Consider the following 13,248-nt stretch of genomic DNA (forward strand, 5'->3'; position numbering starts at 1 on the left):
TCATGATGAATTCCGACCCGACTCCGAAGGTCTCGGCGTACCCCATATCCGCGCCGGATCGCAACGGTACGCACGCACTCGGCGTAATCGCCAAACGCAGTTATGGCGTGACCTCGTCCGGGCAATGCACCCTGGCCTCCGAACAGCCGTTTCTCAACTTCGCCCCCGTCGATGATCCGGATCATCCCGATCTCATCGAAGAAGACACCGATCTGTGGCCGGACAAGCTGTTGACCGACGTCGTCGTGCGCGGGCACGCCTGGAATCATCCGCGGACGCCCAGCTTTTTCGCCGACGTTTACCTCAATCGGCAGTTGATGAAGCGCGTGATGGTTTCGGGCGAGCGTCGCTGCTTCGTCAATGCCGTTGGCCAACTTGCCTTTACGCCACCGAGCCTCGTCGAGCGTGTGAAACTCAGTTACGCGTTCGCGTACGGTGGGGAAGATCTCGCAGCCGAGGAGCGCGTCGGCTTTCCCGAGCAGCCGCTCATCGAGCTCCTGCCCGAGGATCAGCGGACCGCGGCTACGGTAGCCGCCAGCCCATACCGCTACGCGCGCAACCACGCGGGCCGCGGGTTCGTCATCGACGCGACCCCGGAATCGCTCGAAACGCTGGCCCTTCCGCAACTCGAGGATCCCGCCGATCTGCTCACGCCCGAACGCCTCGTCGTGCATGACCCTTGGCATTGGCCGCTTCAGCCTTTGCCGGCTTCGCTCGACTTCTTGGGGCCTGGCATGTTTCCGCGCATCGGGTGGTTTGGGCACACGCCGGATTGGGATCCGCAAGACATCGGACACCTGAGCGCCTACTTTCCCGAGTTTCGGCTGGGGCATGCCACCACGAATATTTTCGATCTGAGCGATGAGGACTTTACGAAGCGCTTCGATCGGCTTGCCTTTCAAGGAGCTTCACTGGGAATGCGCGTAGGGCCGCTACAAGGCGGTGAGGGACTCACGCTCGTGAACCTGCATCCAAGCTTACCCAATTGGACGCTGCAGCTCCCCGCCGAGCGCCCCTACCTCGCCGTGGACGATCGAAAGGGTGGCCTCACCCCACTCAAGCCACGTCTTCACACCGTCGTGGTCGAGCCGGATCGTTGGAAGGTCACGGTCGTCTGGGCCGGCTTCGCACGCGCGCTGCGGCCCTACCTGCCCCAGGAGCTGGCGCGGATGCCGTTCCAGGCGCAATGGTGAGTCGTGCTCCTTCTCCGAGAACACACGCGTACCGTTTACGATCTGCCCGTGGGCTCCGCGGTGTTGTTCGCCGCGGCCATGGCAGCGACCGTTCATCTGTTCCCGTTGACGGTCAAACACGTTGCGTTCGTGGTGACGGATCTCGTTTTCCTGTTTGCCACGATCGTGCAGTTCCGCGTGACCTCGCGCGTGGGCGACGAGCTCGTGCACCTGTCGTGCCTCGGCCGCAAACGATGGCCCGCTCGAAAGCACGTTCTTCGAGGACGAAGGTCGTTCGCGGGCAGAATGGCAACGAAATACGACGAATTGGAGCTCTTCGCGCGCCAGCAGGACACTACGAGCGTCGCCACGGTGGCCAGCATCTACGCCACCTCCCGCAGTCGGGCGAAGCTCGAAGCCATCGCCCGGCTGCTCGATATGCCCGTCAGCTGGTAACCAGCGGTAGCCGCACGCGCTTGCGCGATTGGGACTCTTCCTCCATGCGCAGTGCCGACTCGGGCAGCACCACGGTGCCCAACGACTCGGGCAGCGGCAGGTCCTGGTTCTTCGCGTAAATCGGGTGGCGGCCCTTTTCGCGGTACCACTCGGCGACGGTGGCGTTGGCCTTCATCTTTTCGATGATGTTTCGCCAGCCTACGCCGGTGTTGTAGGCGCAAAAGCTGATTTCACCCATTTGGGTGCCGTACGGGATGATGCACATCTCGGTGCGGCGGAAGTCGTAGTTGAACAAATCTTGGAACCACATGCCGGCGACGAAGAGGGCGCGCCATTCGAATTCGTGCGCATCGCTTTCGAATTCGCCCACGCTCTTTCCGCGGTTGCCGGTTTGGCTCATGAATTGTTTGAGCAAATGGAAAAAGGTAAAGCCTTTGGGCGCCTTTTCCGGGTGGAAGTTCTTGAACAGCGCCATCCCCAGTTCGGCCAAGGTGAGCGTGCGGCCCTGGGCGGCGTCGGTCACGTCCTGGATGTCCGAGAGCAAGCCCTCGAGGTCCAAGAACTGCGTGAGCGGGACCATCTGCTTCGTCTTCTTGTGCACGAACAAGATGGTGCCGATGCCGCAGTTCGGGTGGCAGCCGCACTTCATCGAGCCGAACTCGGCCCCCTCGCCCAGAAGAAGATCCGTCAGATCGCTGAACGGGCCCAAGGCCGAGAGGGGGAACCAGTCGCGCAGAGGCTCCGTCGCACCGGTCTGCGCCTTCACGTCCCGCGCGAGGTGGCTCAAGGTGTAGCGCTGCGCGATGCGCACTTCGTCGGTGACGTCTTCGTCGCGGCCGGTGAAGCTCACGGGCTGGAAGCTGATGACCGTGACCTTGTCGGCGTTGGCGATGGCAAAATCGACGATGGGGCCCACTTGGTCGTTGTTCACGCCGTTCACCACGGTGACGACGAGCACGACGTCGATCCCCGCCGCATGCAGGTTCTCGATAGCCCGCAGCTTCACGTCGAACAAGTTGCCGACCTTGCGGTGCGAGTTCGCCTCGTTGGTGACGCCGTCGAACTGCAGGTACGCGATGCGCAGCCCTGCTTCCTTGGCCTGCCGCGCGAACTCCGGATCTTGCGCGAACTTGACGCCGTTGGTGGCCGCCTGCACGCAGAAGTAGCCGACGTCGCGCGCATAGCGAATGGCCTGGAGAAAATGCGGGCTCAAGGTGGGCTCGCCGCCGGAGAATTGCACGCTCATCTGGCGGCGCGGCTGGATGGTCAGCGAGTCGTCGAGGATCTTCTTCGTCTCCTCCCAGGACAGCTCGTGCACGTAGCCGACTTGGTTCGCATCCATGAAGCACGGGTCGCACATCATGTTGCAGCGGTTCGTCAGGTCCACTGTGAGGACGGAGCCGCGGCCGTACTTGACGCTGGAGCTGCCATGCTCCCGCAGCTTGCTCAGCGGGGCGAGGTAGTCGCGACCGGGATAGAGCTTCTCGATGCGCCGGAGGAACGCGGAGTCGACCGCCATGACGTCCTCGAAGCGGCCGTGCTCGGGGCACTCTTTGACCATGAGGACCTGGCCATCGCGCTCGATGATTTGCGCCTTGATCTCCCCCGGCTTGCCATCGATGAGGGTCCGCAGATCGCGCTGGCCGGAGAGGATCTCGGTGCGCACGGCCTTGACGCACTTCGGGCAGAGCGAGTCGGTCTCGCGCGGGAAACCGAGCTGGGGAAACGTACGCTCACGCCGCTTGAGCAGCGGGGCGGGGGCCCACTTGGGGTGCTTGCCCGGGCGCTCGATCGCACGATTGAGCTTCTGCACCAAGGGCCAGGCCGAACGCGCGGCGCGCGAGAGACCGCTCTCGGCGACACGAATCATGGGTTCCGTCGCGATCCCGACGTTGGCGCTCGCCCTCCTGATCCTCCCCCAAAGGGGAAGGTGGACCGAAAACGACCGTGCGTATTTCATGCCGATGGGGTGTGAGGGTAGTACACCTTTCGTAAAGCGGGGAGATCACGATGAAGTCGTTCACCGAGTACATGACGATGCACACACGCAACCGGCGTGAGCTCGTGCATCTAACGCCTACGTTGAAGACGATCCTCGAGCGGTCCGACATCACCGAGGGGTTCATGCTCGTCAGCGCCATGCACATCACGGCGGGTGTGTTCGTGAACGACAACGAGCCCGGTTTGCACCGGGATATCTGGAAATGGCTGCAAGATCTCGCCCCCGCCGGCCCGGATTACGAGCACCATCGCACGGGCGAGGACAATGGCGATGCGCACCTGAAGTCGCTCCTCATCCACCACGAGGTGACGGTGCCCATCACCAAGGGCAAGCTGGATCTGGGGCCATGGCAGGAGGTCTTCTACGCGGAGTTCGACGGCCAGCGGGACAAGCGGGTCATCGTGAAGGTGCTGGGCTTTTGAGGCTTTCGCGGCAGGCGGCGCTTCTTCTCACGGCCGCATGGGCGGCAGGGTGCGCATCCAAGGCCGCCCCACCCCGCAGCCCGACCGAGGCGGGCACGGAGAATGCGGCCCGGTTTGCGCGGGACGAAGACGCGCTGCTCGGCGATCTCGCGGCCGTGGATGCACGGCTGGCTCGGCGCACCGGGGTGGTCGCCAAGGAGTCGGACGTCCGGAAGAACGTGATGGGCGCCATCCTGGCCGAGGATTCTACGCTCGAGGTGGGCGACGAAGGCGCGCTGGACCTTTTTTCCTTCGAAGCGCGGGCGCGTGGCCTGGAGGCCGCCTCCCAGCGGGCGCGCGGCTGGACGTACCCGCTGGCCAAGGATGTCGAGCTGGAACGGCGTCTCTTGGTGCGCCTCATCGATGAGGAAAAGGCGCGCGTGGCCGAGGAAAAGGCGCTCCCGCGCTCGGCGAGCGAGCTCGTTCGCGGGGTGGTGGCGTGCTGGGTCCCGCCCTCGAGCCAAGAGGCCGGCAAGGAACGCGACAAATGGCTCGCGCGGCGGCTGACCGACGTGCTGGCGAGCCTGCGAGATGGCGCGCTGACCAAGTTCGAGGCGAACGAGCTCGACGACTCGCTGGACGCGCTGGAGCGGCTCACCGCGGGGTACGGGGAGAGCTCGGTGGCCATGGCTCGGCTCCGCGTGGCGCTCGACCAGGTGAAGCCGGCAAGCGACCCCACGCACGACGGCGAATCGGTGCGGCGCGGGGTGCGGACGCATTTGGGGCTCGCCACCGACGCGGCCATGTTCGCGCGCATGGAGCGCGCGGAGAAGGAGCTGCGCAAAGCGATTTCGGCGAGCAACGCCGGGCGCTCGGAGGCGGAGATGCGCACCATCGAATCCGATGCGCTCGCACGGGTGCTCGTGGAAGACCGTTGCCACGGCAATGGGTCGCGCCTTCGCTCGCGCACGCCGCCGCCGGAGCGTGCGTACGTGTGCGGTTCGCTTCGCCGCATGGCCGATGCCACGTCGCCGCACGCGCGCACGGCGGCGCTCATGGCGCTGCACACGGAGCTGGTGGTCGCGTTGTGGACGTCGCCGATTCACTTCGGGCAGGACGCCCCGTACCGCGCCGCGAACAAGCTGCGACCGCTCATGCCCATCCCGCCCGAGCGCGAGGTGCGCCTGCTGCGCGTGGCCGCCGTGCGGCCGGTGGCGGCGCTGGCCGTGGGGTGGGCTGCGGTACTTCTCACCGAGCCCGGACCGGATGCCGACGCGGCGACGAACCGCGCGCGACGCTGGCTGTCCTTCGGCGACGCGCCATTCGATATCGTCGAAGGGGCCGGCCTTTGGACGGAAACGGAATCTTCCAACGCGAAACACAAATAGGCACAACCGCTACAAGTGCGCCGCGAAATGGCGCATATTTAGGTAGTACACGTGCCAGCAGCACCCGCCGCCGTAACCTTTCTCTACGAGCTCGCCGGAACGACGTGCGTCATCGTCCATGGCGAGCCGACGCCGAGTGACGACGAGTGGGAGGTGTTCCTCGGCGTCTTCGGCAAGCACGCCGCCGCCGGCACCATGACGAAGGTGCTCGTCTTCAAGGAAGGCAGCGGCCCCAACCCGCGCCAGCGCGCGCGCTTCCTGGAAGTCGCCAAGGAGTACTTCCGTCGCTCCGTTCCGACGGCGGTTCTCTGCCCGCCGGGACAACCGGAAGGCGTCTCCACCGCCGTTGGCTGGTTCCACCAACGCCACGCGACCTACGGCCCCACGGAGCTCACCCGCGCGCTCGACTTTCTCGAGCTCCGCGGCAAAGAGCGCGACGTGGTGGCGGATCGACTCGCCTCCCTTCGAGAGAGGCTCGCCAAGCTCCGCCGTCCGACGCCGCGCTAGGCTCTCGGACTCGGGTTACTGCATTCCGCCGTGCGGCATCCCGCCGTGCGGCATTCCGGGCGGCATCATCCCGGGCGGCATGGAGGGGGGTGCCTTCGGCGCGCCGGCATCGGCGGCTTGCTGGAACTTCGCTACGTCCGCGGTGACCCAGTCCGACACCGCGCTGGGAAGGATGTAAACCGTCGCGCTGCTGTCCTTCGTTGCATAGCGCTCGCTGCCCGACGAGGTCTTGCCGACCTTGAGCACGAACTTGCCGGCGTTGTCCTTGAGCCCGATGGTGACCGTGGCCTGCGGCTTGTCGAGACCCGTCACATCCACGCCCTTGCCATCGCCGAAGTCGTCGGCGTTGAGCGCTTTGAAGATGCGCAGCGCGTCCTTCACCTTCTCTTCGTCGAGCTTCGCGATGGCCTGGCCGTTCCACGTGCCCGCCCACTTGTCGCCCTTGGTGAAGGAGAACGTGCCGCCCGTCTTCTTCGGCGCGCCGGCATCACCCGCCGGTGCCGCGGCCGCGATCTCGTTCGACTTCTCGATGACCAGCGACGTCACCATCGCGTCGTCGAACTTGAGGATCTCGGTGTCGCGCCAGGCCTTGACCTCGCGGCCGTACAGGTAGCCGGAGTAGCCGTTCACCGCGTAGATGCCCGGGTTGCCATTGGCCATGGCCATCTGGCCGCGGCCGCCCGACTTGCCGAAGAAGTCGTCCGCCTTCTTCTCGCCACCTTTGTACGCGACGACGTGCACCGCGTGCTCGGTGTCGAGCTGGTACGACTTCTTGATGTCGTCGGACGGCTTGGGCTCGATCAGATCGCCCGTCTTCAACTCCTTCAAGTTGTCGATGAGCGATTTGACGTTCGACTGATTCGCCGGGAACGACACGGGCTTGGTCAGCTCCCACTTGTCGCCCTTCTTCTCCAGCACGACCTCGCCCTTGTCGGCGTTGGTGATGGAAATCTTGTCGAGCTCCTCGCCCTCCTTGAGATCCACCTTGAGGACGGCTTTCTCGGCGGTCGTCTCCTTGGAGGCGACGCCCATCGACTCGTCCTTCTTCGACTGCGCATACACCGCGTAAACCAACACGACGAGAATGGCCCCGCCGATTGCAATCTTCTGCGTTCCGCTCATGGTCTAACGACTCCTGAAGTCGATCGAACTTGCTTCAAGCAAGGGAAACGTTCTCACGCGACGCGATGCGCGACCGCCACCGAAGGACGCCGTACAGGGAGAACAGCAGCGGGATCCCGAGGATCAAGAGCCACTGCACCTTGTTTTGCGTCGACTTGCGGGAGGCCTTGATCTCGTCCTCGCGCTTCTTGAGGCTCTCGTCGGTCTCGTTCTCGAAGTCGATGTTCGGCTTCGAGACCTCGCCGTAGGCGAGCGGCGCCTCGTTCAGGATCTTCGCCGACACGGCGAGCAGGTCGCTGTCGCCACCGAGCCAGTCGAGCGTGTTCTTGAACGAGAGGATCGTGTTCGTCAGAGCCTGCTGCGCGTACGGCTGCGCGAGCTGCTGCAGCTGCTCGTCGCCGCCCATCTGCGGCATCATCATGCCCATCTGGCCCATGTCCGGGGCGTTGCCGGCGCGGGCGAACGGATTCGCGAGGAACTGCGACGCGGAGAGCACGAACACGCGGGCCGCCGACTTGCTCTTCTCCGGCGTCTCGATGCCCTGCTTGTCGCCGCCTTGGAACGCGCTCTTCAGCGTCCCGTCGACCGTGGCCGCAATCACGAACTGCGCCGGGGCGCTCTTCTTGCGCAGCGCGCTCCAGTTCTGGAACGGCTTCAGATCCGTCGTATCGCCACCCACCGCCGTGCTGTTCGGCGTGGAGCGCGCAACGGCCTTCATGGTGGCCTCGGGCTGAATGTCCGTGTGGAGAGCCAGCGGCGAGGCGAACGGGAAGACCAAGTCGTTCATGCGGAAGAACGGCGGGAACGACGAGTCGAGGAGCTGCTCCTCACCGGAGAAGCGCGAGTCGTCCTGCACCGAGATGAACGCGGGAAAGCGCGGACGCGCGATGCCGCCCTGCGTGAGCATCTGCACGCCGAAGGAGCGACCGAAATCGAGGACCGCTTCTTTCCTCAACTCGATGCCATAGCCCCCGAGCAGCTTTTCCAGGCCGTGCGCGCTGAGCGTCGCGTTCATCGCCGCATCGCTCGCCTTGACGTTGACCGCCGAGGCGAAGATGGCCAGCGACTTGCCCTTCATCACGAACTCGTCGATGCGGCGCAGCTCCTTGTCGGAGATGTCTTTGCCCGGCTGCGTGATGATGAGGCCTTCGAGCGCCTCGTCGATCGCGCTGTCGCCGTTTTTCAGGTCCACGTCCTGGAACGTGTAGAACGGGAAGTTCTTCGTGATGATGTCCTGCATCGTGGCCTTGCCAAGCTGCGCAGGCACCAGGTTCGGCTCGGAGAGCTTCATCTCGTCGTGGCCGGTGAGCACGCCGATCTTGCGCTTCACGTCGTCGGCCTTGTCACGGATCTCGCGGATCTTGTTGGTCAGCCAGAACTCGAGACCGCTGGTGTTGCCCGGATCGAGCGAACGGATCGAGTCCTTCTCCGAGCCGTACTTCAGCACGAGGCCCATGAAGCCCATGGTGACCGCGGCCTTCTCGGACTCCGTGGCGCTGGCCTCTCCGAAGGGCTGCTCGACGAGGCCGGCGTCCTTCGCCGTCTTCTTCGTCTCCTCGTCCTTCGCCTCGATGATGTTGTAGTTGAACTTACCGCCGCTCGCGTCCTTGTACTCCTGGAGGAGATCGCGGAGATCGCGCACGAAGGCGTCGAGCTTGGGCAGGCCCTTGGTGACGTAAGCGTCCACCTGCATGGACTGCTTCATGTCGTGGACGAGGGTGCCGCTTCCCTTGGAGAGCTTGAAGCGCTCCGATTTGGTGGTGTCGAAGCGCTTGTGAACTCCGAGCGCCGAGAGAGCATTGAGGGCAACGAGGATGCCCGCGATGACCAGGAGCAGAACGCCGCTTTCAGCGGCCGCGCGTGCTTTGCGTTCCATAATTCAGAATCGTTTCTTTTGGATCCGGTTGAACGTTCGGCTCAGGACCACTTGCGGCTTTCCAGAGAACGGAAAGCCGCCAAGAGGCAGATGACCCCAATGGACACGAAGTAGATGATGGCCCGCGTGTCGATCAGGCCTCGGGAGAACGGGGTGAACCGCGTCTGGAAGCTGATGAACGCGATCGCATCGCCCACGGCGCCGGGAAGCGTCTCCACCAGCATGCCGATGATGAGGAGGAGCAGCAGGGTGAACGCCGAGAGGAAGAAGGCGATGATCTGGCTCTCGGTCAGGCTCGAAAAGAGCATGCCCACGGCAACGCCCGCGCCCGAGAAGAGCAAGAGGCCGAAGTAGCCCGTCCACACCGGCCCCCAATCGAGCACGCCCAGGCGCCACGGCCAGGCGAACATGGCGATGGGGTAGATGAGCGTGATGAGGAGCAGCACGGCGCACATGAAGAGCGCCGCGAAGTACTTGCCGAGAATGACCTCGCTGTCGCGCACCGGCAGGGTGATGAGCAGCTCGAGGGTGCCCGAGCGCTTCTCGTCCGCGATGGAGCGCATCGTCACCAGCGGGATGACCAGCGCCGCGAGCATCCAGGGCAGAAACTCGAACATGCGCGTCATCGATGCGCGGTCGACCTGCCAGAAGCCGCCTTGCTGGATCAGGAAGAAGTAGATGCCCAGCGCCAGGGTGCTGCCGCCGATGACCACGTAGGCGATCAGCGAGTCGAAGTACGAACGCGCTTCGCGTTTCGCGATGGTGAGCGTGTTGCGCACGATGCTCAAGCCGGGGCCTTCGGCCGCGACCGCAGACGCCGCGTCGGTGTGAAGGGCCCCGCTGCGATGGTTCGCCTTGGGTGCCTCTTCTTCCTCCTCGTCGTCCTCGCGGGCGTCGTCCTCGTCGGCCGCGGCGGGCTTGGCCGCTTTGGTCTCGCTTTCGGAATCCGCCGTGGTGGGGGGCTTCACGTCCTTATCCTGCTCGTCTCGCTCGTTTTCCAAGGTGCTCATCGCTTGCCCGCCTTCTTCTTCGGCGCCTCTTCTTCTTCGTCCTCGCCCTCGTCTTCGTCCTCTTCTTCTTCCTCGTACTCCTCTTCCTCTTCTTCTTCTTCTTCTTCGTCTTTGGCGGAGAGGTTGCGGTTGCGGCGGGCGTCGCCCACCGTGAGGTTGCGGAAGACGTCTTCCAGGGTTTGCGTGTCGCGGTGCAGTTCGAGGATGACCCAGCCCTTGTCCACGATGAGGCGGAACAACTCGGGGCGCAGGTCGAGCTCTTGCTCGCTCGCCAGCTCGAACGAGTGCGCGCGTTCGTCGGTGGGCAGCTCGGTCACTGCGCCGACGCCGCGGATCTTCGCGAGCGCGGCCTCGACCTCGGCCTTCTTGGGCAGGGCGCCGGTGCCGCGGTACGGATCTTTGCCGGCCGATTCCTGCACCGACACGACGTAACGAACCTTGCCGCTCTTGGCGCGGATCTCGTCGAGCGGGCCGTCGGCCACGATGCGACCACGCGAGATGATGATGGCGCGGGCACACGCCGCCTCGACCTCGGACAGGTTGTGGGTCGAGAGAAGAACAGTGCGCTCTTCACCGATGCGCTTCAAATAATCGAGGAACTCGGCCTTCTCGTTGGGGTCGAGATCGCTCGTGGGCTCGTCCAAGATGAGGATCGGCGGGTCGTGGATGAGGGCCTGCGCGAGACCGACGCGCTGGCGATAGCCGTGCGACAGGTAGCGGATCTCTTTGCCGAGCACCTTTGCGAGGCCGCACACCTCGACGACCTTGCGCGCGCGGTCCTTGAAGCCGGACTTGTCGAGCTGGCGCAGGTCGGAGGCGAAGTGCAGGTACTCGAGAACGCTCATCTCGAGGTAGAGCGGAGCGCGCTGCGGGAGGTAACCCAGGCTGCGGCGAACCTCGAGCGGGTTCTCGAAGACGTCGAACCCGCGGATCCTCGCGCTTCCCTCGGTGGGCGAGATGAAGCAGGTGAGGATGCGCATCGTCGTGGACTTGCCGGCGCCGTTGGGGCCGAGAAATCCGACGACCTCCCCTTTCCGAACTTCGAAGTTGATCTTATCGACCGCACGGAACGCCCCGTAGCGTTTGCTCAGGTCGTTCGCGTAAATCATCACATCGGTTGCCATCTTTGTTCGCTCGTTCGCTTTTTGGCCGGTCGTAGTCACTAGGAGGCGACGATCATGGGAGTCTCTCGAAATCCCGCGAAGGTCGCGATTTCACGAGAAAAACCCATATGGCGCCCCCGCGCGGCGCATCCTACTGACCAGGGACGACCTGTCAACTGCTCGGCATCCTGTCATCGGAAGCGCTGCCCACATGGCGTGCGCCGCGTAAAACCAGCCAGAGCCAGCTTCATTCCCGGTCGGCGGATCAGAGATTGAACAGGAAGACGGGAAGACGGGAAGACCGGAGGTTTTTTGGGGAAATGTGTTCCGGCGGGCTCGCGGAAGACCTGGGGCCAGCTTTGCTCACCCCACTATTCTTCTGGTCTTCCCGTCTTCCCGTCTTCCTGTGAAATTCTCTCTATTTTCCGAAGCGGCGGACGCTGTTCGAGCGGTTGACGAGCTCGTTGTAGGATTTCACCAATTTGCCGGGTGAGCCTTCGACGGTCCATTCGGAGGAGCCGCCGAGGCGCATCCGCTCGCCCGTCGAGTAGGGCGTCTTGTCTCGGACGCGGCGCATCAATTCCTTGGCGGCGATGAGGAAGTCTTTGGCCTCGCCCACCAGCGAGTCGATCATGATGAACTTCGACGCCTCGTCTTTGTGCGCGGCGACATAGCCGGAGAACTCGTTCACGGCCTTCTCGTACTCGTCGATCTTGGTGGTGAGCTTGGGCAGATCGATGGCGTCGAGTTTGTGCGAGTCGCCCAGTTTGACGAGGTCCTCGGCGACCAGCATGGTCGTCGCGCGCCAGTAGGCGAGCTTCTTTCCTTCGCTCTTTTCGATCTTGGCGAGGGTGCGCTCTTTCACCTGCCGATTCAGCGTGTCGACCTGCGTGCGCATCGACTTGTCGGCTTGGTCGAACGCCTCGAACGAGGCCACGAGCTTCGGGTGAAGCTCTTTGCCTTTGGCCATCTTGTCGTCTTTGTAATTCTTCTGATCGTAGTAATCGCTCGCTTCTTTGATCACCGGGAATGCGGCGGTGACGGCTTGCGCGTAGGCGCTTCCGGCTTGCTCCAACTCGGGCAGCGACGGCTTCATGCCGTTAGCCTTCTGCACGCCCGCGGCACACTTCGCCGGATCGCTGATCGAGTAGAGGCCGTAGACGTTGCGCTCTTTGCCGGTGGGCCCCGTTTTCTCGTTGGCCCAGTCGAAGTAGCGGCGCTCCGAATCGTGGAAGCGGTCCGAGAGGCTGTTGATGCAGTCGATGTACGCGTTCAGCTTGTCGCCGACCGCTTCGTCTTCGTCCTGGGCCTCGTCCGCACCGTTGGCGGCCGAAGCCGTCGCCGCGTTGACCGAGTCGTCATCTTCGGCGGCCGCGTCCTTTTGGGCGGACTTCGCGGCCGCCTTGCCGAGGGCCCTCACGATGCGCCTGCAACCGGTCAGTCCCGGGAGTGCTATAAGGGATACGGCGAGGGTCCAAACGAGAAGGGGGTTACGCATGGATCCCCCATAGTCGTACGTTTACACCTCAAATGGCAAGATGGCTGACTCTTCAAGAACAGCCGCCACGGCCTTCAGGTCGATGTCCGGGCGCTCTTCGTTGTCGAGCGGACGCACGGGCTGGCCGAGGTTGACCCAACCGAGGAGCCGTTCGTTCGGCCCCAACGCCAGGAGGGAGCGAAGGTCGGCCCCGTCGTGGTACGGCGACGTCTTCCAGATGGCCCCGAGGCCCAGCGTGTGGGCGGTGAGAAGAATCGCGTAGCCGGTGCACGATGCGGCGGCGACCTGCTCCCACTCGGGGATGTTCGCCCCCGGGCGCGGCGACGCGATCAACGCGATGAGCGCGGGCGCCACGAAGGCCTTGTTCTTCACCTTGGCCAGCACGCCCGGCGCGAGGTCGGGGCGGCTCTCGGCGGCGGCCGCGGCCAGCGCATCGCCGAAGCGCTCACGCCCGTTGCCGCGCACCACCACGAAGCGGTACGGCCGAAGCTGGCCATGGTCCGGCACGCTCACCGCCGCCCGCAGCAAGGTCGTGAGCTCGTCAGGCGTTGGGCCTGGCTCCGTGAGCGCGGAAACGCTCCGACGGGTCAAAATGACATGGCTTACGAGCTTCTTCTGTTCTTGCGTGTGACGGAGGCCGGACATGTGCTGACTTAGAAAGTGGTGCACTGAACGTGAAGTTCAAGACTGAACATGCAGGTGGGTCGGCGGGT

Annotated in this window: 12 protein-coding genes; 5 read left to right on the forward strand and 7 right to left on the reverse strand. The window is 64.2% G+C overall.

The features are described from left to right. Nucleotides 1-2 precede the first annotated feature (2 nt). Both LVJ94_46125 and LVJ94_46130 read left to right on the forward strand, forming a co-directional pair. On the forward strand, nucleotides 3-1,193 hold the full coding sequence (locus LVJ94_46125) for a DUF2169 domain-containing protein (GenBank protein WXB04270.1): 1,191 nt from the start codon (nucleotides 3-5) through the stop codon (nucleotides 1,191-1,193). A 3-nt stretch (nucleotides 1,194-1,196) separates the two neighbouring features. Continuing rightward, a complete protein-coding gene (locus tag LVJ94_46130; GenBank protein ID WXB04271.1) occupies nucleotides 1,197-1,628 on the forward strand; it encodes a hypothetical protein in 432 nt (143 codons plus the stop codon). On the opposite strand, the gene LVJ94_46135 is transcribed toward LVJ94_46130, so the two are convergent. After that, nucleotides 1,618-3,498 carry a radical SAM protein gene (locus LVJ94_46135; protein WXB04272.1) on the reverse strand — a complete coding sequence of 627 codons (1,881 nt, stop codon included), beginning with the start codon at nucleotides 3,496-3,498 and terminating at the stop codon, nucleotides 1,618-1,620. The genes LVJ94_46130 and LVJ94_46135 overlap by 11 nt on opposite strands. Nucleotides 3,499-3,638: 140 nt before the next feature. On the opposite strand from LVJ94_46135, the gene LVJ94_46140 reads away from it, so the two are divergent. From LVJ94_46140 to LVJ94_46150, 3 genes are read left to right on the forward strand one after another with little or no spacing between them, the layout of a single operon-like run. Then, nucleotides 3,639-4,052: a secondary thiamine-phosphate synthase enzyme YjbQ gene (locus tag LVJ94_46140; protein ID WXB04273.1), complete on the forward strand. Its 414-nt coding sequence runs from the start codon at nucleotides 3,639-3,641 to the stop codon at nucleotides 4,050-4,052. Then, nucleotides 4,049-5,419 (forward strand): hypothetical protein, encoded by a 1,371-nt coding sequence (locus LVJ94_46145; protein WXB04274.1) that lies wholly within the window; start codon nucleotides 4,049-4,051, stop codon nucleotides 5,417-5,419. Before LVJ94_46140 ends, LVJ94_46145 begins: the two co-directional genes overlap by 4 nt. A 51-nt stretch (nucleotides 5,420-5,470) precedes the next feature. After that, entirely contained in the window at nucleotides 5,471-5,926 is a 456-nt protein-coding gene (locus tag LVJ94_46150; protein ID WXB04275.1) for a hypothetical protein, read from the forward strand. A 15-nt stretch (nucleotides 5,927-5,941) separates the two neighbouring features. On the opposite strand, the gene LVJ94_46155 is transcribed toward LVJ94_46150, so the two are convergent. From LVJ94_46155 to LVJ94_46180, 6 genes are all read right to left on the reverse strand, one after another. Continuing rightward, a complete protein-coding gene (locus tag LVJ94_46155) occupies nucleotides 5,942-7,048 on the reverse strand; it encodes a DUF4340 domain-containing protein (GenBank protein ID WXB04276.1) in 1,107 nt (368 codons plus the stop codon). Nucleotides 7,049-7,082: 34 nt separating this feature from the next. Further along, a complete protein-coding gene (locus tag LVJ94_46160; GenBank protein WXB04277.1) occupies nucleotides 7,083-8,924 on the reverse strand; it encodes a GldG family protein in 1,842 nt (613 codons plus the stop codon). 41 nt (nucleotides 8,925-8,965) lie between these two features. Continuing rightward, the gene (locus LVJ94_46165; protein WXB04278.1) at nucleotides 8,966-9,934 is read right to left on the reverse strand and encodes an ABC transporter permease subunit; all 969 of its coding nucleotides are present in this window, start codon (nucleotides 9,932-9,934) and stop codon (nucleotides 8,966-8,968) included. Then, nucleotides 9,931-11,058 carry an ATP-binding cassette domain-containing protein gene (locus LVJ94_46170; GenBank protein ID WXB04279.1) on the reverse strand — a complete coding sequence of 376 codons (1,128 nt, stop codon included), beginning with the start codon at nucleotides 11,056-11,058 and terminating at the stop codon, nucleotides 9,931-9,933. The genes LVJ94_46165 and LVJ94_46170 overlap by 4 nt, the downstream gene beginning before the upstream one ends. A 397-nt stretch (nucleotides 11,059-11,455) precedes the next feature. After that, nucleotides 11,456-12,535 carry a YiiG family protein gene (locus LVJ94_46175; protein ID WXB04280.1) on the reverse strand — a complete coding sequence of 360 codons (1,080 nt, stop codon included), beginning with the start codon at nucleotides 12,533-12,535 and terminating at the stop codon, nucleotides 11,456-11,458. 21 nt (nucleotides 12,536-12,556) lie between these two features. Then, nucleotides 12,557-13,180, reverse strand: coding sequence for a nitroreductase (locus tag LVJ94_46180; protein ID WXB04281.1), 624 nt, complete (start codon nucleotides 13,178-13,180; stop codon nucleotides 12,557-12,559). Between the last annotated feature and the right edge of the window lie 68 nt (nucleotides 13,181-13,248).

It is taken from the genome of Sorangiineae bacterium MSr11367, assembly GCA_037157805.1.
Taxonomy (GTDB): domain Bacteria; phylum Myxococcota_A; class Polyangia; order Polyangiales; family Polyangiaceae; genus Pendulispora; species Pendulispora rubella.

Excerpts from the sequence above, each read along its gene's own strand:
- LVJ94_46125 (WXB04270.1), top strand. The coding sequence starts at position 3 with ATGATGAATTCCGACCCGACTCCGAAGGTCTCGGCGTACCCCATATCC.
- LVJ94_46135 (WXB04272.1), bottom strand. The coding sequence starts at position 3,498 with ATGATTCGTGTCGCCGAGAGCGGTCTCTCGCGCGCCGCGCGTTCGGCC.
- LVJ94_46140 (WXB04273.1), top strand. The coding sequence starts at position 3,639 with ATGAAGTCGTTCACCGAGTACATGACGATGCACACACGCAACCGGCGT.
- LVJ94_46155 (WXB04276.1), bottom strand. The coding sequence starts at position 7,048 with ATGAGCGGAACGCAGAAGATTGCAATCGGCGGGGCCATTCTCGTCGTG.
- LVJ94_46160 (WXB04277.1), bottom strand. The coding sequence starts at position 8,924 with ATGGAACGCAAAGCACGCGCGGCCGCTGAAAGCGGCGTTCTGCTCCTG.
- LVJ94_46165 (WXB04278.1), bottom strand. The coding sequence starts at position 9,934 with ATGAGCACCTTGGAAAACGAGCGAGACGAGCAGGATAAGGACGTGAAG.
- LVJ94_46170 (WXB04279.1), bottom strand. The coding sequence starts at position 11,058 with ATGGCAACCGATGTGATGATTTACGCGAACGACCTGAGCAAACGCTAC.
- LVJ94_46175 (WXB04280.1), bottom strand. The coding sequence starts at position 12,535 with ATGCGTAACCCCCTTCTCGTTTGGACCCTCGCCGTATCCCTTATAGCA.
- LVJ94_46180 (WXB04281.1), bottom strand. The coding sequence starts at position 13,180 with ATGTCCGGCCTCCGTCACACGCAAGAACAGAAGAAGCTCGTAAGCCAT.